The organism is Dehalobacter sp. TBBPA1 (assembly GCF_040931655.1).
In the GTDB taxonomy this organism is placed as follows: domain Bacteria; phylum Bacillota; class Desulfitobacteriia; order Desulfitobacteriales; family Syntrophobotulaceae; genus Dehalobacter; species Dehalobacter restrictus.
In genome coordinates, this window is the sequence record NZ_CP162385.1 from 2,287,528 (window position 1) to 2,312,653 (window position 25,126).

Consider the following 25,126-nt stretch of genomic DNA (forward strand, 5'->3'; position numbering starts at 1 on the left):
ATCAGTCATAGAACTTATAAAAAGAAAGCAGCCTTTATTGCTGCTTTCAGAAAATTCAATAAGATAATTAATATTAAACGACTTAAGGACTTATATATTACATATGATTCTTAAGTTTAAAAGCCTATAAATTCATGAAATTTGGAGCATTGTTAATAATCAATCCTTCTGCGCCGATAACTAACGATGCAATAGAGGCAGCATTTTTCAATGCCGTATAAGTTACCTGGACAGGATCGATGATTCCGTTTTCTATCATATTAACGTAACTATCTTCGGCAGCATTATAACCATATCCGGCAGGAAGTTCCTGAACGTTTTCAATGACGGAATCCCCGTTTTCGCCGGCATTTTCAACAATCTGGCGTAAAGGTGCCTCCAAAGCCTTTTGGACAATCCGCAGTCCGACCATAGCTTCAGGATCATCCAGCTTGATCTCTGCCAATGCATCTGTTACTTCGAGCAAAGCGATACCTCCGCCAGGGACAATCCCTTCTTCAATCGCTACCCTTACTGCATTGACGGCATCATCAATCCGATCCTTTTTTTCCTTCATTTCCAGTCTCGTTGCAGCACCGACTTTAATGATGGCTATTCCCCCTTGCAGCCACCCCAACCTTTCCTGAAGTTTCTCTTTTCTCCAGCCGGGAAGCAAAGGCTCATATTCCGCACGTACTTCAGCGCAACGCGCCTCAATTTCTTCTTTGTTACCTTGTCCGCCAATAATGGTCGTATTCTTCGTATCAACCAGAATCCGCTTTGCTCTTCCTAAGTGGTATCCTTGTACTTCTTCAAGTGGGATCCCGGCCTCTTCTGAAATAACCGTGGCACCAGTAATAACCGCTATATCCTGCAAGTAAGCTTTACGCCGCTCCCCATGACCTGGGGTCTGAATAGCAATGACATTCATGGTCCCTTTTTGCTTATTTGCAAGCAGAAGAGCAAGCAAATCAATAGAAATATCTTCGGTTATAATCACAAGCGGCTTGCCGCTTTTTACAACCTCCTCCATGATGGAGAAAATCTCATAGATATAACTAATCTTGGTATCGGTTACAAGAATATACGGGTCTTCCAAAACCTCTTCTTTTTTCTCCCAAGACTTCACGATTTTCGGGGTAAAACATCCCTTGTCAAAACGTATCCCTTCCGTAATCTCTAACCGGGTTTTCAGCGCTTGATCTTCTTCTACCATGATCATCCCATGGAAACCAACTTTTTCTACAGCTTCGCTAATAAGCCTCCCGATCTCCGGATCTCCTGACGATACAGTAGCCACCTGCTTAACCTTCTCCAAACTGGATATTTTGACTGCGCCTTTTTGAATAGCCTCAATAGCGCTTTCAATTCCATTTTCTATCCCGCTGATAAGAGAAGTGGGATTGCTTCCTGCCGCAATATTCTTCATTCCTTCCCGGATCATGGCCTGGGCCAGAACAATCGATGTCGTTGTCCCGTCACCCACCCTATCATTGGTCTTATCCGATACTTCTTTGATAATTTGGCATCCTAAATTTTGGAACCGGTTAGTTGTGGAAATGATACTGGCAATACTAGCGCCGTCATTTGTAATTTTCGGAAGACCAACCACCGGGTCTAAAACAACATTTCTTCCTTTTGGTCCCAGTGTAACTTTAACACAAGAGGCGATAAGGTCTATTCCTGCTGCGAGTGATTGTCTGGCCTTCTCCCCGGCCAACAATGTTGTATCCATGTTGATTACTCCTCATTATTCAGAAATCATCAGGCATTCAAATTACTCATCAAAACCAAAACAATCAGCAAGATGGTAAGACCATACAAAGCAAAAAGCAAAATTGTAGAAGTTTCTGTCTTTTTCTTCCCCACTTCTTGATCTTCAGGTTTCACTACGGTTTCAGCCTTTTCAGACATTCATATTCTCCACCTTTCTAACCTTTTTCTTGGAAGACAACCCAATGATCTCCCGAATTTTCCGTCCCAGTTGTGCGACCTTGTCCACAAATGTCCCAACCGGACAAAATGCAACACACCAGAACCGACGGTAGAAAAAGCTGGTAAGCAATATGACAAAAAGCAAATACCACTGATTACTGGATCCGTTTAAGCCAAATATCGTTCCAAAGGGTTCAAAACTGGAACACGAAGGGTTTATAAAGAGGAAGGCAAAGAACAAAACTAAAAACAAGATAACTTCTTTTATCGCATGGAACCATTTAACATATTTTCCGATCGGTATATTGACTTTACTAATCATGTGGGTGGCTTCCTGCAAGCCGTGGAAAGGACAAACATACGCACAGTAGATGTTTTTACCGGTTATTAAAGCAGGTGCCAATGCTCCCAACAAAACCAGATACCATATCAGATTTTCGCTCGGAGATGGGAAGTATCCAAGAAGCAGCGCACTGATGTGTCCCATCGATAATGACCTATTTAACCAAAAACCTAAAATAACGATACTAAGTCCCAGAAATACCAACCTGTACTTCGCCAATTGCTTGAAACGGGGTATGAAAACAGAAAGTATAAAAAGTAAAGCAACTGCGACTTCTTTTATTCCTATATTCCAGGAGATCTCTGCTTTTTTAGGTGTAACATTCAATTCTTGGACGGCCACGGTATGTGCAACATCATTCACAGATTTTGCGATAGCCCGTGTGGAAAGCGTTGCCCCCGATACTCTGTCAATGTCAGCGTCCAAAACCAGCGAATCACCCGCATTTTTTTTGGTGTACTGGCGGAAATAGCCGGCCTGGGCTATCTTGTTGAGATAAGAAGGAGTCTCCTTATGCTGCAGGACCACTACATCCTGAATACCCCCGGTCGGATTGATGATAGTCCCTACCATCATGGGCCCCCCATAGCCAACATTACTGCAGATTCCGACATAAGCCATAAGATTTCCATCTGCGCCTATTGCCTTGGCCGTCCGGTCACTTATCGAATCAAAATGGTCTGCTTTCGGAAACAACTGCTGGTAATACCCTTGGACAACATCCTGATCCATTTTATTGGCGTGGTACCCATATACCATTGTCAAAACCAAAATTACAATAGCAAATAATGGCATAAATTTTTTAGCGATTAAGATAAATTTTTTCATAAAACTGGCCTCTCTTTTTTATGGCTTGAAACAAATATAAAAACAATCTGTTTTTTTAACTTAAATCATGGTACTTAGATCAATTGTAAACTGATATTGTTTATCAATGACCCCTTCTGTTGTAAGGAGGATCGAAGCAATACCCATAGCCTTGTTCAACGCGGTAACTGTCACAGCAACCGGATCTACGATCCCTTCAGCCATCATGTCTACAAATTTCCCTGACATTGCATCGTATCCCATGCCAGGTGCAGCCTTGCTGGTCATTTCCACAATTTTGTCTCCGTTACCACCGGTATTACTTACAATTTGGCGTAACGGTACGGCTAAAGCCTGCCGAATGAGACGGATACCGGATAGCTCATCCTCTGAATCCGCTTTTAAATCATCAAGTACTTTTGCTGCCCTTACATAGGTTGTTCCTCCGCCAGGGACGACTCCACTCTCCACCGCCGCTTTCGAAGCCTGTACAGCATCTATAACACGGTCTTTAAGTTCTTTTAGCGCAATTTTCGTATCAGCGCCGACCCTGATAACGGCTATTCCACCAGAAAGCTTGGCGATCCGTTCTTGCAGCTTCTGGCGCTCCCCAGACTCTGATGTTTGTCTGATTAGTGCTCTCAGCTGGTTTGATTTCTCTTCAATCATTTCACTGCTGCCACCACCACCTATTACAGTCGTTTTTTGACGCGTGACAATAATTTTTTCTGCATTACCAAGCATGGATTTCTCAATATTTTCTAACGATAACCCAAGCATTTCCACTAAAACAGAACCGCCTGTCTTGACTGCCAAGTCCTCCAAAATACCAAGACGGTACTCTCCGGTACCTGGAGCCTGAACTGCGATCGCCTTGGCCTCCCTAGCCTCCGTATTATGCGTAATCAGCATTCCCAGCACATCTTTTGTTACTTGCTTTGCTACGATCAACAGGGGTTTTTTCTCCCAGATACACCAATTAAGAACGCGCTTAATTTGCTGGATATTGTCAATCATCTGGTCTGTCATCAAAATATATGGTTTTTCCAAGTTTAGAATCATACGATCGTTTTCCGATAAGAAATACGATGAGAGATAACCACTCTCCAATTCCATACCTTCCGATGTTTCAATGAAAGTACGCCGTTCAATGGTTTCCTGGACGGTTACAATCCCATTCTGTCCAACTTTTTCTACTGCCTGAGCAATAAGTTCTCCCGTCAAGCGGCTTTTAGCCGATATGGATGCAACTTGGGAAACAGTTTCCGGAGTAGCCGGAATGCCTAGCCTTCCAATTTCTTGGCTGACTGCCTGTACGGCCTTTTCCATCCCTTTTTTAAGACGGATCGGGTCTGCCCCCGCTTCGACCAACGGCATTCCACCCTTCACAATGGCTTGTGCAAGGACGATCGACGTCGTAGTACCATCGCCGACCATGTCGTTGGTTTGCCTGGCAACTTCCTTACATAAACGGGCTCCCATATTTTCCCGAGGATCAGGCAAATTAATGTGTTTCGCAACCGTTACGCCGTCTTTTGTAACCAGAGGATAACCCATCATCTGTTCAATGACAATGTTTCTTCCTTTAGGCCCAAGCGTTACTTTCACCAAATCAGCTACCTTGTCAACGCCCCTGGCCAGTGCATACCGGGCTTCTTCATTCAATGTAACCGTTGTTTTTTCCTGTGAGGTCATTGCCTTATCTCCACGACAATTCCGTCTTTAAAGACAATTTCAGCTTTGGTCGCCGTTTCCAACTTATCTCCGACCTTCAGTTCATAAGGTCCTTCCACCGAACCGATCACGATTTCTTCACCAGATTTTAGTTCATCAATCGAAACCATATTCATTCTAATTTCGTCCATCCCGACATGAAATTTTGTACCCTGCGAATCAAATTGCTGCCGGATTTGATTAAGTTGGGTAGCTTCTGCTCCTTTCAACGAGAATTCTGTAAGCATTTTGTTTTTGTTTTCTTCAAACTCTGTCTTTTCATCGTTCAAAGCTACCATTTGTTCGCGCAATTGCTTACGGGTCCTCTCCTTGGATTCTTCCGTTACAATTTGCTTGAGCGTAATCTCTCTGAAAATTTTGATAGATTCCATATGATTTTCTCCTTGTGTTTTATTATGCATTAAAATCTTAACTTAGTTAAATAAATAAATCTTTAAAACATGCTAATTAAGTATACCATAATTGCATATCCTGACAATATTTTATCGTATTTTTTGTAAAATAAGAATTATTTTTTGTTAAATAAGAATTAATGTGTCAGTATTTTGCTTAATTTCCTCTCCTTATTTTTCATCTGCTCCTAAATATCCCCACAAAAGGCTATTTTTAACCCCTCCTATCATAAAAAACATTTTTTTATTTGCGTATATTAAAGTGTGATAGACTATTTTATGATAGACTATTCCATGATAAAATAACAACAAAAAAATAAAAGGAAGTAGATTGGGCATGCATGAAATCAAACTTGGATCATACAAAGGATTAAAGCTTCCTCCAGTATCTATGTTTTCCGAAGATGATTTGAACCTGGGGGCGAGGGAAGCTGTAAAAAAACTGGCGAACCAATGGGCAAAAAATAATATGCCTGCCGTGTATGGTGATGAAGTTGTCATTGGCCTTCGTGCGGAATGCGACAATATGTTCGTTCCGGAGTTATCGAATTCGAATCTGAAGTTTACCTTGGGGGATCCTTCTGTTCTTGAGGCTTTCAGCCAGATTATCAATCACAAAGCTGGAGATGATTTAGTGCTGTCTGTTACTTTCCCCGAAGGTTTCACCGTTGAACGGATGGGCGGAAAAACAGTTACCTTTCAGATTGCCATCCATGAAGTTAACCATAGACTACCCGTTGAACTCTCGGATGAAATCGCCAGGCAAATTAATCCTGAGGTTTCTGGAATAGATGAGCTGCAGGCCAATTTACGCAAAATAATCTCTGAAAACTGGTTACAAAAGATCAAGGAAGAAAGAATTCGATCCATGATTGACGCCATTGCCTCGGGTTCAGAATATACTTTAGATCAAAAGGAATTCCAGGAAGTTCTGGATATTCTTAATGCCCAATCGCAAAAGGAGCTTTTCTCGTCAGGGAATCCTCAAAATCTTGAAGCGCTTATGTCCGGAGATAACAGAATGTTTGAAACGAAGAACATGGCGTTGGCTGAGAAAACCCTTGTCGAAGAACTCATTCTGACCGAAATTGCACGGCTGGAAAACATCGACATCAGTCCGGAAGAAATCCAGGAAGCAAAATCTTTCTTCTTAAAAACATCTCCCGACAAAACGCAATTCAGTCAGCTCTTTCCAAATGATGAATTTTTGGGGGACTACTTGTTTAGAGAAAAGATTATTCACGCTCTTTGGAAATGGAACGGTTGCGATATTTACGGCAAAAGTGATTACGAAAGAATTTTTACATTCCAATAGCCGAAAATATTTTACTATATTATCTTATCGAATTATTTAGTCCGGGTTAAACTGTACCATGAAAACTTGGGCTAAAAAAAGACCATGCCGGAAAGTTTCGCCCGGCATGTCTTAAAATCCACAAATATTGTCCGCGTAGCTTAGTACTCAACAACTTCATTGATTAAACTTTTTAGTTTTTCAAGATCATAAATATAAATTTTATTTTTGACTTTTTTGAGGACTTCTTGTTTTTCAAGTATGTTAAATAATTTGCAAACCGTTACATAATGTGTCCCCGTAATATCCGCTATTGCTTTCTGCGTGAGCTTTGAAGTTATGACATAACTACCGCCTACAAACTTCCCTTCATGAATACAAAGATTATAGAGCAAGCGGAACACTCTACTAGAAGGACGGGAATAGTTTAAATCCCTGGCATGTGCCATAAAATAATACACTTTACTGAGAATATTCTGCAAGATATCAAGGATTACTTGTTCGTCGTCATGGAAAATTTTCAGAACTTGCGCAATGGGGAAAAAACAAACTGTACTGGTTTTGACCGCATGAATTTGCAATTCATGATATTCACTGAGAAATGTTGTCATTCCAATACAACCTTCAGTGATATTAAACAGGAATTTATTATGACCATCTTCCATCCCGATACCTACGGATAAACATCCTGATTGTACATATACAATAGAATTAGATTCTGCACCTTGTCCGAGTACAATGCTTCCTTTGGTAAAGGTTCGGGTATTTGCGAGATGCGTGTACATTCCCAAATGTTCAATTCGATTAAATGTTTCAGGAATTAAAATATCAGGAATTTTTCTCTTTATATTATCATCCATCATCCTATCATCCATTAATTTTCCCCTTCTCCTAAAAAATTCGGATGATCAAAAACATAAAGATACTTCAAGTTCATTAAATAATCTAAATAATCGATTGTTTTTTTGCATTTGATTTCAAGGTTGGCATATGCTAAAATTTAGATGCTTAATTTATGATAACATGAAAGTGTTATGACTGCAATTTTCATATTATTTTTATATTAAATGGAGGCACTATCAATGCATCATTTTCAACTGGGTCAGTATAAAGGAATGAAAATCACCTCTCAGCCCATGCCTACAGAAGCGGAGTTAGAGAATGCAGTGATTCAATCTGTTTTAAAAATGATCGACCAATGGTCAAAAACCAATAGAGTCGTCGAAGAAGGGGATGAGGTTGCAGTCAGCATTTTTGCAACTTGCGACGGTTTGGCTGTTTCCGAACTTTGTTCATCCTACTTGAAATACAAAGTTGGCGATCCAATGATGTTTGACCAATTCAAAAATGCCATCGGGAAAAAGAAAGCGGATCGTTTCCAAATGATTATTGATATTCCGCAAAACAGTCCACTACAACATGTTGCAGGCAAGAAAGCTGAGTTTCTAGCTTCAGTACTAGAAGTTTGGCCGGCAAAACAACTGCAGATCACAGACGCAATTATCCATGAAGTGGATCCTGAAGTTTCGGACATGGAAATGCTGAAAGAGAAAATCCGCAGGTCCATTATAGCCGAAAGCATGCAAACCATAAAGGAAAATGATCTACAAACCATCCTAGACACTATTATCGAGAGCTCAACGTATGAATTGGACGAGGAAATACTGGCAGCAGAAACACAGCAAGTAATAACCAATGCGCTTAAAGACTATGAGATCATAAAGAACCAAAATGCAAATACACCTTTTGGCTCAAGTGAGGCTGATGAATATTTCTATGAGGACTGTGCTGTTTTTGCTAAACAACAGCTTCTCCTCAGTTTGGCTTTTAAGGAGTTAGCACGGGTTGAAAATATTTGTATTTCCGATGAAGAAGCAGAATCAGGAAGAACGCAGATTCTTGAAGGAATCCAGGGGGATCAACAAATGTTTGAAAAGCTTTTCCCTACCCCCGAACTCTTAAAACAAAGTCTGCTGCATGAAAAGATTATCAAGCACCTATATGAATGGAATATCATCAATAATTGATTTTTCTAATATTCAAAAACTTCATTAATCATATTTTTTAGTTTTTCTAGGTTATAGACATAAATTGCATCTTTGGTTTTTCTCAATACTTTCTGCTTTTCAAGGATCGTCAATAATTTGCTAACCGTGACATAATGGGTACCGGTGATTTCGCCAATCGCTTTTTGCGTCAGATTTGAGTGAATGATATAATAGTCTTCAACTTGTTTTCCATCATGAAGACATAGGTTATACAGGAAGCGAAACACCCTGCTCGCGGGACGGGAAAAATTTAAATCTCTTGATTGTGTCATAAAATAATATGCTTTTGAACCGATATTTTCAATGATATCGACAATCAGTTGTTCATCTTCGTGACATATTTTCAAAACCTCATCAATGGTAAAAAAACAAACAACGCTGTCTTTGACCGCAACGATCTGTAGTTCATGATTCTCACTTAAAAAGGTTGTCATCCCAATCGATTGCTCGCCAATTTGGAACAAAAATTTATTATGACCATCATCAGTCCCCATGCTTACGGCAAGACATCCCGACTGCACATACATTACATTATTGGTCTCACTACCCTGAGAAAGTACGACGCTTCCTTTGCAAAATGGACGCGTACATCCGAGATGTACATATTTCTCCAATCTTTCAACACGATTAAACGATTCAGGAATGATTGTTCCTGGAATCTGTCTTTTTATGCTATCATCCATCGATTTTCCCTCCCCTAACAGCAGATGAGTCAGATTGTCAAGCTATTTATCTTATGAACCAATTTGGATAACAATTTAAAAAAATTTGCAAATGCTAAAATTAATTTTACATGACCTATGATAACATTAAATCACTAATATATGCATTATAATAGGTGGGTAGATTATTTGCAGAAAACAAAAAGGTCATTGGCAGAAAGATGGAGGGTCTTTTTCAAATGACAATCAATTTCTGCAATATTTCCGATGGAAGTCATTAAAAGAGCAAGTATCCGTTTTTTGTACGCCTTTAAGCGGCAAGAGAAAAACTCCGCCGCTTAAAGATATATTTCGTAAGAAAGCTGAACTGCTTATAGCTTGGATAAATCATATCTTTCGGGCCATTCCAGCCACCATTTATATTTTCCGATTTGCTCCGTACCATAGCCGAACATATCATCAATTTTTTTCAACAGACTGGAAGAAGCTTCTCCATGACTGCCGATCCAAGTACCTGCTTCGTGGAACCAGGACTGTTCCTTGGAATCCCAAGGACATACCTTCATGCACCTGCCGCAGGAAGAGCCTTCTTTGTTTGTTGCCCGGAATATTGTGCATTTTTTAGAATCAGTGTTCCAACGCAAGTAGCCATTGTATTCAACTGGTTCCTTATCCTTCGTAATGGCGCCGGAAGGGCAGTTATCTGCGCATTTGCCACAAACTCGGCAAAAATCAAGCATGCCGAAATCAATCGGTTTGTCGGGAGCAAGAGGCAAATCAGTGGTTACTGCTGCCACCTTGTGACGGAATCCGAGACGCGGATGTGCAGTGCAGTCTCCCGTTCTGGTTAGTTCTCCCAGTCCTGCCGCTATAATGCAGGGAGGCATCACTGCATTATAATTGGTGAAATGTTGTGCTCTGGCATTATAGCCCAGGTTACGGATATAACTGGCTAGGATACAGGAAATAACACCGGTTGAATGGTATGAACGCATGGATTGGGCAGCACTGATACCGTCATATCCGGTTGAAGCCAGCATCGTTTCCAAATGCTGGTCAACCATGACCACAATCACATAGGGAAGCCTCTCCGTGACCGGTGTCGACTTAGATAAATCATCCTTAAGCAAATCTTCTAAATTAGCAGGCTTATTATAGCTATAATAAGCATACGGGGGCATCTTGCCGATTCCAACTTCATCCGCCCGCAAGAAATAAGCGCAATCCTTAATGTGCTGGGACATTTGTTCCGGGTCGGGAATCGGTAGCTTTTCAGGGGCCGGTTGTCCGCTTACCATAGGTTCAGGAGCAAGGTTCAAGGCGAATCCGGCAATAGCAGCGTTAAACGGATGCTTAAAGACAAATCCATAGCCGAACGCTGCCTTTTGAGCTTCGGCTGTAAGTTTACCACGCATCGCATAAAAGAATCCTGAGTCTGCTTCATGGCTATTTTTAACAGTGCCAACTAGCTTTGAAGTTCCAAGCCATTGATCGTTATGCTCGACAAATCGGACACTGGCACCGCCATAATCCATATTGGGATGTAGCTTGGATTTGGCTCCATTTTGGGGACCTGTCTGGCTTGCCATAGCTTCAGCTGCTTCTGCCGGCAAAACTCCGATTGCGCCAACAATCCCTGCTGCCAGCGCAGAAGCAGCCCCTGCTTTCAGAAACTTGCGGCGGCCCATTTTAAACCGCTCATTCTGTTGATTTTCTTCTTTTTTTGAAGACTTAAACATCTTTTTCACCTCTTTACGCCTTTACGCTTGGATTGATATTCTCACGTTTTTTTCCTAAGAATCCTAAAAGTCTGGCTAATACGATGGCTAGAACGATTGATAATCCGATAAACAGAAAGATTGCTGTACTTGTTGCCTTCACGTGTCCTACGATAGAGTTAATATAGATGAATGAAACCCCTATTGCTGTGATCGAATACCACAAGACGTATAATACCCAGTTAAGAACAGTTTTCCATCTCAAATCCTGCTTAGCTCGCGGCTTAATAAAAATGATTCCGGCTAAGAACAGAATTCCGGCTAGAAATACCAAGAATGTTCCCATTTTTTTCACCTCCCCCTACGCAAAATACTTTTTGGAAACGCGGTTCAGTCTATCGTAACCTTACCGGTTTCCAAGGTGCTATTTGAGTTAATCATACCAGGTTGGTGAAAAATATTAATTTAGTATGTATTAACAGCGGCTAATATTTCGTCAGATTAACAAATATTAACCGCTTTTCATTGTATAACATATCTCAGGAAGATTGCTCAAGGGAAATGAAACCTGAATGTATCAGGATAACTCCGGGAAATACCTAAAAAAGACGCCTCAATTTTTGTATATTTGAGACGTCCTCGCTATTACTAAATGAATTAACCTACTTTACGGTCTTAGTGTTTAAGTGCCGTTAGATCATATCGTTCCGGCCACTCCAGCCACCATTTATATTTTTCAATCTGTTCATCACCATAGCCAAACATATCATCAATTTTTTTAAGGAGACTGGCTGAAGTTTCACCTTTGCTGCCAATCCAGGTACCTGCAGTGTGGAACCAGGATTTTTCCTTAGAATTCCAGGGACATACTTTCATACATCTGCCGCAGGAAGAACCTTCTTTATTATTTAGACGGAATTCCGTACATTTTTTATAGTCGCTGTTCCAACGCAAGTACCCGTTGTAATCAACCAAATCCCGGTCCTGGGAAATAGCTCCTGACGGACAATTATCGGCGCATTTAGCACAAACGCGGCAAAAATCAAGCAAACCAAAATCAATCGGTTTATCCGGGACCAAAGGTAAGTCTGTGGTCACAGCCGCAACTTTATGGCGGAATCCCAAACGTGGGTGAACAGTACAGTCGCCGGTTCTGGACAATTCGCCCAATCCTGCCGCCATAATACAAGGACCCATGACTGCAGCGTAGTTGGTAAAGTGGTGCGCCCTGGCATTATAACCCAAGTTACGGATATAAGTGGCCAGAATAACCGAGACTACTCCAGTCGTATGATAAGAACGCATCGACTGGGCAGCGCTAATGCCATCATAACCTGTAGAAGCCAGCATGGTCTCTAAATGCTGGTCAATCATGACGACAATAACATAGGGCAGGCGCTCTGTCACAGGGACTGATTTCGACAGATCGTCTTTCAGCAGATCATCCTGGCTAGGAGCCTTATGCGTATAGTAGGCATACTCCGGCATTTTGCCGATTCCTACTTCGTCAGCTCTCAAGAAATAAGCGAAGTCTTTGATATGCTGGGACATCTGTTCCGGGTCTGGAATCGGGAGTTTTACCGCTGCCGGTTTTCCGCTGACCATTTGATCCGGCATCAGTGACATAGTAAACTGGGCAATCGAAGCATTGAGAGGATGCTTCATGACGAATTTATAGTGATAAAACGCATTTTGTGCTTCAGGCGAATACTTCCCACGATTGGCCATATAAAAGCCCTGTTCCGCTTCATGATACGGTTTGATAGGACCGACAATTTTGCTGGTTCCAAGCCACTGGTCATTATGCTCAACAAAACTGACACTTGAGCCGCCATAATCAACTACAGGATGGAGCTTGGACTTTGCTCCGGTTTGGGGGCCGGCTGTGTTCTTCACAGCTTCAGCGGCTTCAGCCGGCAAAACGTTCATCGCACCGACCATTCCCGCTGTAAGAGCTGAAGCAACCCCGGCTTTCAGAAACTTGCGGCGGTCCATCTGGAACCCCTTTTGACTATTTTCGTGATCCGAAGATCTAAACATTGCATTTCACCTCTATGCTTCTATATTTGTATTTTGCTGATTGCGTTTTTTTCCAATGAAACCTAAAAATCTTGCCAGCACAATTGCCAGAACGATCGATAAACCTAAGAAAAGGAAGATGGCAGTACTCGTTGCCTTCACGTGTCCAACACTTGAATTAATGTAGATGAAAGAAATCCCGGTGCCAGTAATTGCAAACCATAAAACATACAAAACCCAGTTGAGAATTGTTTTCCATTTTAGATCCTGCTTAGCCCGTGGTTTGATAAATATGATGCCGCCTAAAAATAGAATACCCGCCAGAAATACCAAAAATGTTCCCATGTTCTTTTCACCTCCTCTGTTTCCAAAACACTTCTCCTGAAGTTCGGTACAACCTGTTTTATACCATTTTCAAATGAAGCTTTATGGAGTAATCCTAGCATGATATAAAAAAAACGACGTTATCATTGCTAATAAAATTTTATTTTTAATTCTTTCTTTTATTTCTGAATCTAAATACAATTTAGGACATCAAAAATACGACGCACCTAGACGGTGCGCCGCATGAAATTGTACATTAGGCTTTTGACTACACGATGCGTTTTGACTGTACCTTTAGCTTGGCATCTTGATTTTATAGAGTTCAGGCCACTCGAGCCACCATTTATAATCTTCAATGATTTCAGTTCCGTAGCCAAACATATCATCGATGCCTTTAAGAAATTTTGCAGCGCCTTGGCCTTTGCTGCCAATCCAGATTCCTGCTTCGTGGAACCAGGAATCCTCTTTGGAATTCCAGGGACACACTTTAATACATCTGCCGCAGTTGACACCTTCTTCATTGCTGGCCCTGAAAGCTGTACATATTTTTGCATCCGTATTCCAACGCAGATAGCCGTTATGTTCCACTGGATCTACGTCGAAGGTGATCGCTTTAGAAGGACATTCATCTGCGCATTTTTTGCAAACCCTGCAGAAATCCAACATCCCAAAATCAATCGGCTTATCCGGAGCTAATGGCAAATCGGTGGTGACAGCTGCTACTTTCGTGCGGAACCCAAATCTGGGATGAGCAACACAGTCTCCTGTGCGGGTAAGTTCACCCATTCCGGCAGCGATCAGACATGGACCCATTACGGCTTCATAGTTGCCAAAATGTTGGGCTCTCGCATTATAGCCTAAATTCCGAATGTATTGCGCCATAATGACAGAAATATTAGCCGTAGCATGATAGCAGCGGAACGATTGCGATACGGAGATTCCATCATATCCAGTCGTTGCCAAGTAGGTTTCCAAATGCTGCTCCACCGCAACAACAATAACATTTGGCAGGTTACCCGTCACAGGCGCTTTTGAGATTGGGGCATCAGGGGGAACTGCACCTGATGCATATGCTCCTTGCGGCGGGGCCATTGTGCTTGCGTAATAAGCATAGGAAGGCATTTTGCCAATACCTACTTCGTCAGCTCTCAGATAATAGGCAAGGTCTTTGATATGCTGTGACATCTGTTTCGGATCCGGAATCGGCAGTTTATCAGGTCTAACGGGTCCATCCACCATATCAGGCCCGCTGATTGCTCCAAGAGGGTTTAAGAACCCAGTCCCCAGTGGATATCTTGGAGCTTGTTGGAAATACCCATATCTTGCTTTTTCACCCAAAATACCTCTAATGGCCAAGCAGAATCCGCCGTCTTGTTCATCGGTTTTTTGAACGGACCCAAGGAGCTTACTTGTCCCAAGCCACTGGTCGTTATGCTCCACAAAACTGACCGAGGCTCCTCCGTAACTCATCTGCGGCTTCAGTTTCGACCATTTACCCTTACCTGCCGCTTTATAACCCAACGCACTAACCGTTGCGTTCGCCATCTTTGATGGAGCCGCAATTGCACCCATAACACCCATAGCAGCAACTGCTGCCCCGGTTCTCAGAAAACCGCGGCGGCTTACCGAAAATTGCTGCTTGGATTCTTTCTCTTTATTTCCTGAAATTTCGGACATTAACTTTCCTCCTCTAAGCCTGTAATGACTCGGCCTTTTTCTTTGTACCGATAAATCCTAAGATACGGGCTAAAACCACAGCCAAAATCAGCGAAATCCCCCCAAACAGGAAGATAGCTGTGCTTGATGCTTTGACATGTCCTACACTGGCATTGATGTAAACAAAGGAAACTCCCATACAAGCGATAACAAAGAAAGTTACATATAAGGTCCAAATAATCACGGTCTTCCAAGTCTTATCCTGCTTCAAACGCAGTTTGATAAAAAGGACACCGGCTAAGAAAAGAATTCCTGCCAAAAAGATTAAAAATGTACTCATTATTCTTTTCACCTCCTTACTCAAATATCTTTTAGAAGTTGCATTCCATAATTTATTTTAAGCATAATTTAAATTTAAAGTTTTAGTCTCACATAAAAGTATTATTTATTAGACAAAAAATTTTATATTTTAACTGGTTTAATTAACATCCATTAACTTTTTTGTGTGTATTTTGTATTATGCTAATTGTTAAAAAGAATCAAATGGAAAATTTGTATCAAAGTTCCAGCCACTCATTAACTAATCCTTTAAGCCTTTCCAAGTCAATAACCATGATCTTATTTGTTGTTTTATACAAAATGTTTTCTTTCTTTAGAAATCCGAATATTTTGCTTATCGTCACAAAGTGTACACCTGTTATTTCAGAAATAGCCTTTTGAGATAGTTTAATGTCTATTTGATAGACATTATCAACCGACTTCCCTTGGGTGAGGCAAAGCTCGTAAAGTAAACGTAAGACCCGGACCGATGGATTATAAAGAACCATCTCCTTGGCTTCCCGCATAAAATAGCCACATTTTGATGAATAGTTTATGATGAAATCAGAAAGCACTTCTTTGTCCTGCTGGAAGATTTTAAAAAGTTCTTCTTTGGAGAAAAAACAGACTGTGCTATTTTCTTCTGCAATAACATGAACATAACATTCGTCAAATGGAAATAATCTATCGGCATAGGTATGCGGATCAGCATAGTACATTAATTTTTGCCTTCCGTCTTCATTTAGAAAGTTTATGCTCAATCTTCCTGAAAGCACATAAACGATCTTGTATATTAATTCTCCAGGCAAAACAACGGATTGTCCTTTGGAATAATTCCGAACAACTCCCATATGAATGTAATTTTGCAGCTTTTTAACGGGATAAAAATTATTTGGTAAGATGTAATAACTATTTGTTTTTTCCATACTTACATTCTCCCCTTGAATTTTTTACTGACAACTTTCTCGCAGGTAAAAATACTTGGTTTACAAAAAGATACTCCTTATACGTTTCATTCCCTATATCACTTCCTTACCTTACTTTGCTTTGCAATTCAAACAATTACAAAGCTTGGCTATATGTTATATTTTTTTTCTATATATTTTTTTAGTACAAACTAAATGCCTTGGATTTATTTAGCATTCGCTAAATTGTCCGCCATTATAACATGATAAACTCCTATGTAAATAACCACTCGATAAGAGTGGTTATTTATTATTTCCGTTCATTATTTCTTATATTTTCCAAAGGGAGGATTTATTATGGAAAATGCAAATCAGGAAACTCCTTATAGCCCCGAGATTAGTAATGGCGCTGATATTCTGGAATGTCTTAATAGAGCACTTCCTTACTTTCACAAAATGATACCTCTGGATAACATGATTGCCCTCTCTGATACCGAAAAGTATCTTAACAGTGTCGAAAGTGAAAAAACAAGGATGCCTTTCAACGTCATAGGAATGCCGCTGCCTCCGGGTGATGCCCTTGCTGAAGCGGTACGCACTGGTCAGCATACTGTTATGACAGTCCCTGCGGAAGTATTTGGTTTTTCCTTTAAAGGCTTTTCCTTTCCGGTCAAAGATGATAACGGTAAAATAATCGGAGGCATCGGCCTGGCCTTTAATCTGGAAACCCAGAATTTACTTACCGACACAGCACAATCTTTGTCTGCCTCTTCCCAGGAGGTCACAGCAACAACCGAGGAATTGTCTGCCGCTGCCATGAAACTGGCCCAGGAACTGGAAGGAATAAAATCCAGGGGCGAAAGAGTTCTGGAAGAAATCAAAAAACCGATGAAATTCTTAAGTTTATTAATGATCTAGCAGCCAACTCCAACCTCTTAGGCATCAATGCCGCTATTGAAGCTGCCCGGGCAGGCGAACAAGGACGTGGATTTGCCGTTGTCGCGGAAGAAATAAGGAAGATGGCTACCAACAGTGCTTCTTCAATCAAAGATATAAAAGAAATTGTCACTTCTATTAAAGACGAATCCACGAAGTTAATTAGTCAAGTCATCCAAGCCTCCGGATTAGGCGAAAGTCAAGCTGCTGCTTCTGAGCAAATCACAGCTTCCATGTCCGAATTGGCATTATCGGCTGAAAATATCATGAAAGTAGCCCAGATACTTTAGCTTAACTGGGGAATCGTTAAGCAAACCCTAAGTATCAATTTGTGTAAGTAAACAGGTAAATAAAAAAGCGACGTACTTAAACGGTGCGCCGCAGAAAATTTATATTATGGGTTTATAAAATTATAAGCGGCAGATATTGCACCCACCGCTTAAGATTTTATATTTGTTATTAGTATTTGATCTTATATCTTTCCGGCCATTCCAGCCACCATTTGTATTTATCAATCGTTTCAGTGCCATATCCAAACATATCATCGATAGATTTGAGGAGTCTCGCATTACTTTCTCCTCTGCTGCCTATCCATATCCCCGCTTCATGGAACCAAGAATTTTCTTTAGAGTTCCATGGACATACTTTCATACAACGTCCGCAAGAAGAACCTTCTTCGTTTGTGCACCTAAAGATCGTACATTTTTTGAAATCGGAATTCCACCGCAAATACCCGTTGTGTTCGACATAATCCTTATCAACTGTAATCGCACCGCTTGGGCAGTACTCCGCGCACTTTCCACAAACCCTGCAAAAATCCTGTAATCCAAAGTCGATCGGTTGATCAGGCACAAGCGGAAGATCCGTTGTCACTGCAGCAACCTTATGCCTAAATCCCAAACGAGGATGAATCGAACAGTCTCCCGTTCGGGAAAGTTCACCCAACCCGGCAGCAATGACGACCGGAGGCATGACAGCCCCATAATTTCTAGCATGATGTGCACGCGCATTATAACCAAGATTTCTAATATACTGAGCGAGTATAACCGTAATGTTTGCGGTTTGGTGATAACCGAGGAACGATTGCGAACCACTGATCCCGTCATAGCCGGTAGACCCCAGCATTGTCAATAAATTCTGATCAATCATGACAACGATTACATAGGGCAGGCTCTCCGTATACGGCTTTGTCCAGGTTTCAACAGGCGCTAACATTTTATCTCTTCCTACCAACGCTCTGTGCGAATAGTACGCGTAAGCAGGCATTTTTCCAATACCGACTTCGTCCGCCCGTAGGAAGTACGCGCAATCTTTAATATGTTTGGACATTTGTTCAGGATCTGGAATCTCCAGTTTCTGAACAGCAGGTTTCCCGCTGACCGCAACATCCGGACCAACATATGTAAGCCCAGCAGCGATTGATGCACTAAACGGATGTTTAGCGACAATGGTGAGCGATCCTACTCTGGTCTTTTCTCCCAATAATCCTCTTCCTGCCAGGTTGAAACCCATGTCCGCTTCACTTGTATTTTTAACAGCACCTACAATTTGAGTTGTCCCCAGCCATTGATCATTATTCTCTACAAAACGGACAGCAGCTCCTCCATAGTTTACTTCAGGGCGCAATTTTGACCATTGTCCCTTGGCCGCAGGGGTATAAAGTGTGTCACTGGCCGCATTAGCGACTTGGTTAGGAACTTTTACGGCTCCTATAATGCCCATCGCTGCTGCGGCAGTTCCTGCTTTCAGGAAACTCCTACGGTTAATTTTGAGCCCTTGTTTCTGCTCACTTTTCTCCATCTTTTCTCCCCCTTTAAGCTTGTAAAGAAGTTGGATTCCCTGTTTTCTTTATTCCAATGAAACCTAGTAATCTGGCCAGGATAACTGCCAACACTACAGATATCCCTAAAAACAGGAATATCGCAGTACTTGTTGCTTTCACATGACCAACAGATGCGTTGACATAAACAAAAGAAATCCCAATCCAAGTCATCCCGTACCAGATAATATACAAGCTCCAGTTCAGGACAGTCTTCCACCTTTTTGCCTGTTTGGCATAAGGTTTAATCAGAAGAATCCCCGCTAAAAATAAGATACCAGCTATAAAGACTAAAAAAGTACCCATAACTTTTTCACCTCCCCTTTTTAAATAGTCACCGGAAACTCTCCCTTAGTTCCATAATGGTTCCAAGTGGATATATTTTAGTTTCCAGATGCTACTTCATTTGAGAAAATATTGCTATGGGTACATTGTATAAAATGTCTTAAGAGAAAAGTTTTAATCTAGATTAAAAACCATAGACATGTTAAGAATGTTGTTTTTCTTCAATTAGACTCCAAAAATTTGCATATCATAACTAAGACTTATATAGTTATTTTGTATAAAAATATGAGTTCCCTGTGTCAGCGTTTTGAGCTTTTCGCTATCATAGATAATAATTTTATTCTTCTTCTTTTCCAAAATATTCTCACTTTTTAAACAATTCAATACTTTGGAAACGGTCACATAATGTGCACCAGTAATTTCCGAAATATTTTTTAGAGACAAATCAATATTGATTTCGTAAGAATCCTCAAGCGGTATAGACTGCGTTAAGTAAAGCTCATAGAGCAACCTTACAATTCTGACCGCCGGACTAAAACAATCTATTTCTGCAAATTGTTTTATGTAATATGACATTTTAGTTACATAGTTTTTTAATAAATCAAATACAAGTTCTTCATCCCGACGAAAAACTTCTCTAAGTTGTTGCTTAGAGAAGAAACAGATGCGACTGTCTTCTATAGCCATCACATAAATATCATTACAAGTCTCATACAAACGTCCGATTAAACCGTACTGCCCGGCATAATATAATAATCTTTCCCGTCCGTCATCAATTATTTTATCGACCCTTAACTTTCCCGAAACCACATAAATTATTACAGAAGTCGCTTCACCAGGCATGACAACAACGCTTCCTTTAGCAAAATATTTTGTGGTCCCCAGGTCAACGTGTTGTTGAAATCTTTCAACAGGAAAAAATGTGTCCGGAATCGGTACCAGATTTTTATTCAATTCTTCTTCCATATCCTAATTCCCTTACCTCCATTTTTTTCTGTCTGTTTCGGCATTACTGTTGAGGGTAAAAAAACATGTAAAGACATAAAAGATCATTAGATTGAGGTAAAGCAGTAGATATATCTACTGCTTTATTTTTAAGCAAGCGAGGTTTTATATTATTTTACCTGGTATTTAAATATTCCGCAGGTAGTCGAGACTACCTAATTTTGTAGATTTACATGAGAGACATAAATAAGGTAAATCCTATAAGCAATCCTGCTTTTGCTTCCTCACAAGGAAGAAAATCCAACATGGGCTTTAAAGCCTCATGTCCGTCCGGATATTTTGTGTAATCAATATTTTCTTGCATTAATAATTCCTCCCTTATTTGTAATTTCTGACGAATTCGCTGACAGCTAATAAATTTTCCCGATTGCAGTCCTGGGGTGCAGTTGTAAACTTGTCTGTGCTGAGAATAAGGCCCCCGTCTGCCCCAACTTCATCAATGACTCTTTTTACATAATCAATACATTGTTGCTTTGTTCCCTTGCTAATTAAATCCAGAGGTATTCCGCCCCATAAACATAAGTTCGGAAATCTCTTTCTGGTTTCGAATATATCATCCGATTCAACGTAGAAACAAAAATGTCCTTTGGGAAGTTCCTGCAAGTATTCCGTTATATGCTTTGTTGTACCTTCACTGAGTATAAACATTGTATTGCCCGTTTCGACGACCTTATCCGCAATTTCTTTAAAGTATGGCCAATAATATGTCTCAAACTGATGACGGTTTACCATATTCTGACTTAACAAGATGACGAAAGCTGTAAAACAACTCGTTGGGGAATCAACCTTTTTGATTTTATTGATCTCACTTTTGACAAAAAACTCATGATACGTATCACAAAATGCTTTTACTTTTTCCGGGCGAACCCTAAGATCCCTGGAAAGTCCCTTCATACCCCTTAAGAAATTATATAAAGATTCAAAAGCAGGGTATATTCTTGCGCCATTTTGCGCATCTAAGATGGGAGGAACCCCGCACTCATCAATAAGCCTTTTCGTTGTTTTTTCCATAGCTTGAGCGTATTCTAAAAATTTGCCCAGGGTATTTTGCAATGTTTCCAGCGGCATATCCTTCGTAAATAAAGAATACTTTCTAGGCATGATGTCTTCCCATAAGGTCTTCACAGGATTATTAATAAAATTATCATAATCTTCTTCTTTGAAGAAACATTGTTCTTTTACCATCATCGTGTTATTTTCGTCATTGATAAGATATTGATAATTACCCAGACTTCTTGTCATTTGCAATGGGTTTCTGTCGCCGATGTCCAATAGCAGGTCAAATTGATATCTTTGTTGAAACTGAATAATCGCATCTTCCACACCCTGCGTGCTTACCAAAGCCTCGCTTAATTTCATTCCTAAGTCATAATAACGCCACAGACAGTCATTGGTAACAAAGGGTACTCTGGATGGGCGTTTTTTCATACGCACGGCATCATCAAATATCTGAATTCTTTCGTTAAACAGTTGTTTGCTGTCCATAATCTCACCTTTCTTTCCATAATTATTTTTTAAATTTACCTGTCACTTGTATTAAACCATATTCTAACCTTAATCTACCCATTTCTTACAAATTGTCACGCCTTCCGCTGCATTTGTGGTAAATGCATCTGCCCCAATGTGCTTACAAGCTTCCGCCGTTACGGGGTTCCCGCCAATGATCACCTTCACCTGCTCGCGTAGTCCTGCATCCGTAATCGCTGCCACGGCATTTTTCATCGAATCCAAAGCAATGGTTAAAACCCCGCTCATACCTACGATTTGAGGCTTTATCTCTTTTATTTTTTCTACAATGGTATCGGCAGGTACATCAATTCCGAGATCAATCACTTCAAAGCCGGCTGCCTCCGACATACTCCTGAAAATATTTTTACCGATATCGTGTAAGTCCCCTTGAACAGTGGCGAGAAGTATGCTTCCGGCTTTCTCCGTATTTTCTCCGCCTAAAAGGGGTCTAAGCGTTTCAATTGCAGTAGTAAGCAATTCCCCGGCGAAAATCAGATCACCAACAAAATATTCACCCTTTTCGAAAAGATCTCCAACGATCGCCATTCCTTGCTGACAAGCATTTACAACCTTTCCGGCTTCATCGCCGCTGGGGTTGGTTGCCGCGAAATCTTTTAGAATCCTTATTACCAATTCTTCATTAAGATCTCCCATCGCCTGGGTCAATACCCGATAATCTGCCATCGTAACATCTCTCCTTTATAACATTTTTTTGATTAAGACCAGCGTTCCAACTAAATTTCTAACCATTTTGTACTTACTTCGTATAATTTTTCAATAGTTTCAGGTTTATCCTGTCCCGGAAGATTAACATCGATCTCGTAACCTTCCTTGGCAAGCATATATGAAAGGCTGGCATAACTCGGCCTATATTTTCTAAATTGCTCCTCCTGTATTACAAGCTTATTATTTGGATAAACAGGAACTAATAAATCCTTTTCGTAAATACAGTCAAAAGAAGAAATTCGCCACATATCTTCCCTTTTTTCCACTCTGAAATGCAGCCGTGAATATGACATTAAATCTACTGGAAACCCGTCTAGTTCTCCTAAAATATGAATGGTTGCCATCATCTCGGCAACAGCCCTGTATTTATTTAACCAAACTAAGGTGTTGTTAATTTTATGCTTTGCATCAGACTGCATTTTCTTGGATGCTTCAATAAACTCATGTCCTGTTCCCCTGAACCACGATATATTGACAGAAGAATCGGGATGAAAGCATTTCTCCATTTCATTCCATAACTTTTGGTCCCTGCAGTATCTTTCAAACTCAATCAATTCTCTAATATTAGATTTATCAACAACTTCTTCCACCGTGTTACTTCCCATACGTCTTTCAAACAACATACTTTTTACTCCTTACTTTTCAATAAAATCAGCTTAAATTAATCTTTAATCGTTGCAAAGATCAGTCTGTCAGCAATTAGCAAATCCATTAGTAAACATTAAATTATACTATAGTACAATTTGACAAATACATAATAGAGCCCGGCTATCCCACCTCGGAAATATGCTCATGGTTTAAAATTCGTTTGCGTTTTTGGATTTCATTATATACAATATATACAATTACACATAGCTGAACAATGTATCATAATTTAATTTTTAAGAATCAAAGGATGATTAATTCGTACTACAGCACAAACAACCATCCTTAAAGGAGCGCGAATGCGATTAACAGAGATCGTAACCCGGATCAATAAGTTTGTTACCTATTCTTTGCCTTTTAAAGACGAAACGGTAAATATTCAAACCTATGCCTTCATACAGAAGGAACAGACATATTATATTCCCGGATGCCTTTATATCGGAACAGTATCAGAATTGCCGCCAATACCCCCTAATATGAACGTGATTTTTTTATGCATCGAGGATATAGCACTTCCAAGATTATATTTGGAAGCAACACATCTTAACCTTTGTTGCATTGCTAATTCAGAAATAACCCAGCACGAAATACTCGATCACGTCTCAGTGATCATAAACGAAGACGTTAATTTTTCCTGGAACCTTCAAAAATTATTTGATGCAGTATATTCAAATCTGGGGTTACAATCCCTCATAGATACAGCCACAGAAATCTTCGGACACCCTATGCTTTTACACGATACCAGCTTTAAAATCCTGGCATTCTCCGATGAAGCAAAAAATATTATTGGAATTATTGAAGATAAAAACGGCGACAAATATATCGATGCGAAAACAATCTCATTTATCCGCGATAATCATATCTATTCAAAGATACGCAACCATGGATATTCTGTTTACGTAAAAAAATCTGAACAATATAATGGAACACTCGTTGCAATCATCCATATACACGGAATTGAAGTCGCACAGTTAGCTATCTATGAAGCAGGCAAACAGTTTCAGGAAATCGATTTCAAGCTTATTAAACATTTTCGAAAAATATTATCGATAGAATTACAAAAAAATGATTTCTTTAGCATCAATAAAAACCTGTTGCCTAACTATTTCCTTACGGACTTGCTGGATAAGAGAATTAGCGACGAAGATTCGGTCAAAAGACGTCTTGATTATTTGAAATGGCCGGAGACAACCGCTTACCAGATCATGGTGATTAATAACGGAACAGGTAATGAATTTGAAAGTAAAGTGCCGTTTATTATCCGGTCGTTACAATCTTTCATCCCGAGTCATCAATGTATCGTCTATAAAAATGAACTCGTTGTCTTTATAGATGATACAATCAGGCATATTTTATTAGATGTATCAAATTCGGAATTTGTTGAATATTTGAAAGCAAATTCTCTTTATGCCGGTATCAGCATACAATTTGCCAGATTATCAGAAAGTAGAAAATATTATTCCCAAGCTTTAAAAGCATATGAGCTTGCTCAACGCAAAAATATATATTTTTGCCTTTATGAAAAATGCACGCTGTATTTTCTTACTGAATTGATCAGTTCCCAAAGCGACATTGTTGATTATTGCCATCCCTCGATTATTCAGCTGGCAAAAGAAGAAAAGGATAACGGGACGCCTTTTTTAGAAACGCTAAAATATTATTTATATCATACACATTCTCCGAATGATGCCGCCAAAGCTTTGTGTATTCATCGCAACACGTTGTTTTATAGAATTAATAAAATAAAGCAACTGACGGGTATCACTTTGGATAACGCTGACGAACGCTTTCAGCTTTATCTTTCGATATTGTTACTAGAGTTTAATAATATAAGTCCGTCAAGTTTATCAAAGCAATGACACGGGTCAATGTGTATTCTTCTAAGTTAAATAAATATTCTTTTACTTAATCCTTGCTAAACTTTTATTGGATTAGTCGTATTATACTATGTAATAGTTGCAGTCCGTCGTTTTTGATGGAACCGCAATTGCACCCATGACACCCATAGCGGCAGCTGCCCCGGTTCTCAGAAAACCGCGGCGGTTTACCAAAAACTGCTGCTTGGGT

The 25,126-nt window shown here is 40.2% G+C and carries 27 protein-coding genes; 5 read left to right on the forward strand and 22 right to left on the reverse strand.

All coding sequences use genetic code 11. The features are described 5' to 3' along the window. Positions 1–124: 124 nt before the first annotated feature. The 5 genes from groL to AB3489_RS11225 are packed head-to-tail and all read right to left on the reverse strand — an operon-like array spanning position 125 to position 5,169. On the reverse strand, positions 125–1,714 hold the full coding sequence (gene groL / locus AB3489_RS11205; RefSeq protein ID WP_368292947.1) for a chaperonin GroEL: 1,590 nt from the start codon (positions 1,712–1,714) through the stop codon (positions 125–127). A gap of 29 nt (positions 1,715–1,743) precedes the next feature. Beyond that, positions 1,744–1,893: a hypothetical protein gene (locus tag AB3489_RS11210; RefSeq protein ID WP_165904896.1), complete on the reverse strand. Its 150-nt coding sequence runs from the start codon at positions 1,891–1,893 to the stop codon at positions 1,744–1,746. Then, on the reverse strand, positions 1,886–3,085 hold the full coding sequence (locus tag AB3489_RS11215) for a 4Fe-4S binding protein (RefSeq protein WP_368292948.1): 1,200 nt from the start codon (positions 3,083–3,085) through the stop codon (positions 1,886–1,888). The genes AB3489_RS11210 and AB3489_RS11215 overlap by 8 nt, the downstream gene beginning before the upstream one ends. A gap of 60 nt (positions 3,086–3,145) precedes the next feature. Next, the gene (locus AB3489_RS11220) at positions 3,146–4,759 is read right to left on the reverse strand and encodes a molecular chaperone GroEL (RefSeq protein WP_368292949.1); all 1,614 of its coding nucleotides are present in this window, start codon (positions 4,757–4,759) and stop codon (positions 3,146–3,148) included. Continuing rightward, positions 4,756–5,169, reverse strand: coding sequence for a YlqD family protein (locus AB3489_RS11225; RefSeq protein ID WP_368292950.1), 414 nt, complete (start codon positions 5,167–5,169; stop codon positions 4,756–4,758). Before AB3489_RS11225 ends, AB3489_RS11220 begins: the two co-directional genes overlap by 4 nt. Before the next feature lie 358 nt (positions 5,170–5,527). Between AB3489_RS11225 and AB3489_RS11230 the strand changes: the two genes are divergently transcribed. Further along, the gene (locus AB3489_RS11230) at positions 5,528–6,505 is read left to right on the forward strand and encodes a trigger factor (RefSeq protein WP_368292951.1); all 978 of its coding nucleotides are present in this window, start codon (positions 5,528–5,530) and stop codon (positions 6,503–6,505) included. Between the two features lie 140 nt (positions 6,506–6,645). Here AB3489_RS11230 and AB3489_RS11235 read toward each other — a convergent pair whose 3' ends face one another. After that, the gene (locus AB3489_RS11235) at positions 6,646–7,359 is read right to left on the reverse strand and encodes a Crp/Fnr family transcriptional regulator (protein WP_368292952.1); all 714 of its coding nucleotides are present in this window, start codon (positions 7,357–7,359) and stop codon (positions 6,646–6,648) included. Positions 7,360–7,566: 207 nt separating this feature from the next. Between AB3489_RS11235 and AB3489_RS11240 the strand changes: the two genes are divergently transcribed. Beyond that, the gene (locus tag AB3489_RS11240; protein ID WP_368292953.1) at positions 7,567–8,511 is read left to right on the forward strand and encodes a trigger factor; all 945 of its coding nucleotides are present in this window, start codon (positions 7,567–7,569) and stop codon (positions 8,509–8,511) included. Between the two features lie 5 nt (positions 8,512–8,516). On the opposite strand, the gene AB3489_RS11245 is transcribed toward AB3489_RS11240, so the two are convergent. The 8 genes from AB3489_RS11245 to AB3489_RS11280 all read right to left on the reverse strand — a co-directional run bounded on the left by AB3489_RS11245 (position 8,517) and on the right by AB3489_RS11280 (position 16,155). Next, the gene (locus AB3489_RS11245) at positions 8,517–9,215 is read right to left on the reverse strand and encodes a Crp/Fnr family transcriptional regulator (RefSeq protein WP_368292954.1); all 699 of its coding nucleotides are present in this window, start codon (positions 9,213–9,215) and stop codon (positions 8,517–8,519) included. 350 nt (positions 9,216–9,565) lie between these two features. Continuing rightward, the gene (locus AB3489_RS11250) at positions 9,566–10,933 is read right to left on the reverse strand and encodes a reductive dehalogenase (RefSeq protein ID WP_368292955.1); all 1,368 of its coding nucleotides are present in this window, start codon (positions 10,931–10,933) and stop codon (positions 9,566–9,568) included. A 13-nt stretch (positions 10,934–10,946) separates the two neighbouring features. Continuing rightward, a complete protein-coding gene (locus tag AB3489_RS11255; RefSeq protein WP_368292956.1) occupies positions 10,947–11,258 on the reverse strand; it encodes a dehalogenase in 312 nt (103 codons plus the stop codon). A 329-nt stretch (positions 11,259–11,587) separates the two neighbouring features. Next, positions 11,588–12,952, reverse strand: coding sequence for a reductive dehalogenase (locus AB3489_RS11260; protein WP_368292957.1), 1,365 nt, complete (start codon positions 12,950–12,952; stop codon positions 11,588–11,590). 12 nt (positions 12,953–12,964) lie between these two features. After that, complete coding sequence (locus tag AB3489_RS11265; protein WP_131929288.1) at positions 12,965–13,276, reverse strand: dehalogenase; 312 nt, start codon at positions 13,274–13,276, stop codon at positions 12,965–12,967. 273 nt (positions 13,277–13,549) lie between these two features. Beyond that, positions 13,550–14,932 carry a reductive dehalogenase gene (locus AB3489_RS11270; protein ID WP_368292958.1) on the reverse strand — a complete coding sequence of 461 codons (1,383 nt, stop codon included), beginning with the start codon at positions 14,930–14,932 and terminating at the stop codon, positions 13,550–13,552. A gap of 13 nt (positions 14,933–14,945) precedes the next feature. Then, positions 14,946–15,251 (reverse strand): dehalogenase, encoded by a 306-nt coding sequence (locus tag AB3489_RS11275; protein ID WP_368292959.1) that lies wholly within the window; start codon positions 15,249–15,251, stop codon positions 14,946–14,948. Positions 15,252–15,468: 217 nt separating this feature from the next. After that, positions 15,469–16,155: a Crp/Fnr family transcriptional regulator gene (locus AB3489_RS11280; RefSeq protein ID WP_368292960.1), complete on the reverse strand. Its 687-nt coding sequence runs from the start codon at positions 16,153–16,155 to the stop codon at positions 15,469–15,471. A gap of 336 nt (positions 16,156–16,491) precedes the next feature. On the opposite strand from AB3489_RS11280, the gene AB3489_RS11285 reads away from it, so the two are divergent. Then, positions 16,492–17,052, forward strand: a complete 561-nt coding sequence (locus AB3489_RS11285) for a hypothetical protein (RefSeq protein WP_368292961.1) — start codon at positions 16,492–16,494, stop codon at positions 17,050–17,052. Next, positions 17,040–17,360, forward strand: a complete 321-nt coding sequence (locus AB3489_RS11290; protein WP_368294628.1) for a methyl-accepting chemotaxis protein — start codon at positions 17,040–17,042, stop codon at positions 17,358–17,360. Before AB3489_RS11285 ends, AB3489_RS11290 begins: the two co-directional genes overlap by 13 nt. A gap of 169 nt (positions 17,361–17,529) precedes the next feature. Here AB3489_RS11290 and AB3489_RS11295 read toward each other — a convergent pair whose 3' ends face one another. The 7 genes from AB3489_RS11295 to AB3489_RS11325 form a co-directional block, all read right to left on the reverse strand. Next, positions 17,530–18,870 (reverse strand): reductive dehalogenase, encoded by a 1,341-nt coding sequence (locus AB3489_RS11295; protein WP_368292963.1) that lies wholly within the window; start codon positions 18,868–18,870, stop codon positions 17,530–17,532. A 13-nt stretch (positions 18,871–18,883) separates the two neighbouring features. After that, complete coding sequence (locus tag AB3489_RS11300) at positions 18,884–19,195, reverse strand: dehalogenase (protein WP_368292964.1); 312 nt, start codon at positions 19,193–19,195, stop codon at positions 18,884–18,886. 204 nt (positions 19,196–19,399) lie between these two features. Then, positions 19,400–20,140, reverse strand: a complete 741-nt coding sequence (locus AB3489_RS11305; protein WP_368292965.1) for a Crp/Fnr family transcriptional regulator — start codon at positions 20,138–20,140, stop codon at positions 19,400–19,402. A gap of 208 nt (positions 20,141–20,348) precedes the next feature. Then, a complete protein-coding gene (locus AB3489_RS11310) occupies positions 20,349–20,483 on the reverse strand; it encodes a hypothetical protein (RefSeq protein ID WP_282432013.1) in 135 nt (44 codons plus the stop codon). A gap of 14 nt (positions 20,484–20,497) precedes the next feature. Beyond that, the gene (locus AB3489_RS11315) at positions 20,498–21,664 is read right to left on the reverse strand and encodes a uroporphyrinogen decarboxylase family protein (RefSeq protein ID WP_368292966.1); all 1,167 of its coding nucleotides are present in this window, start codon (positions 21,662–21,664) and stop codon (positions 20,498–20,500) included. 69 nt (positions 21,665–21,733) lie between these two features. Continuing rightward, on the reverse strand, positions 21,734–22,372 hold the full coding sequence (locus AB3489_RS11320; RefSeq protein WP_368292967.1) for a B12-binding domain-containing protein: 639 nt from the start codon (positions 22,370–22,372) through the stop codon (positions 21,734–21,736). 50 nt (positions 22,373–22,422) lie between these two features. Continuing rightward, positions 22,423–23,037, reverse strand: a complete 615-nt coding sequence (locus tag AB3489_RS11325) for a nuclear transport factor 2 family protein (protein ID WP_368292968.1) — start codon at positions 23,035–23,037, stop codon at positions 22,423–22,425. Positions 23,038–23,409: 372 nt separating this feature from the next. On the opposite strand from AB3489_RS11325, the gene AB3489_RS11330 reads away from it, so the two are divergent. After that, positions 23,410–24,918 (forward strand): PucR family transcriptional regulator, encoded by a 1,509-nt coding sequence (locus AB3489_RS11330; protein WP_368292969.1) that lies wholly within the window; start codon positions 23,410–23,412, stop codon positions 24,916–24,918. An 81-nt stretch (positions 24,919–24,999) separates the two neighbouring features. On the opposite strand, the gene AB3489_RS11335 is transcribed toward AB3489_RS11330, so the two are convergent. Further along, the gene (locus tag AB3489_RS11335; protein WP_242871511.1) at positions 25,000–25,110 is read right to left on the reverse strand and encodes a twin-arginine translocation signal domain-containing protein; all 111 of its coding nucleotides are present in this window, start codon (positions 25,108–25,110) and stop codon (positions 25,000–25,002) included. Positions 25,111–25,126 lie beyond the last annotated feature (16 nt).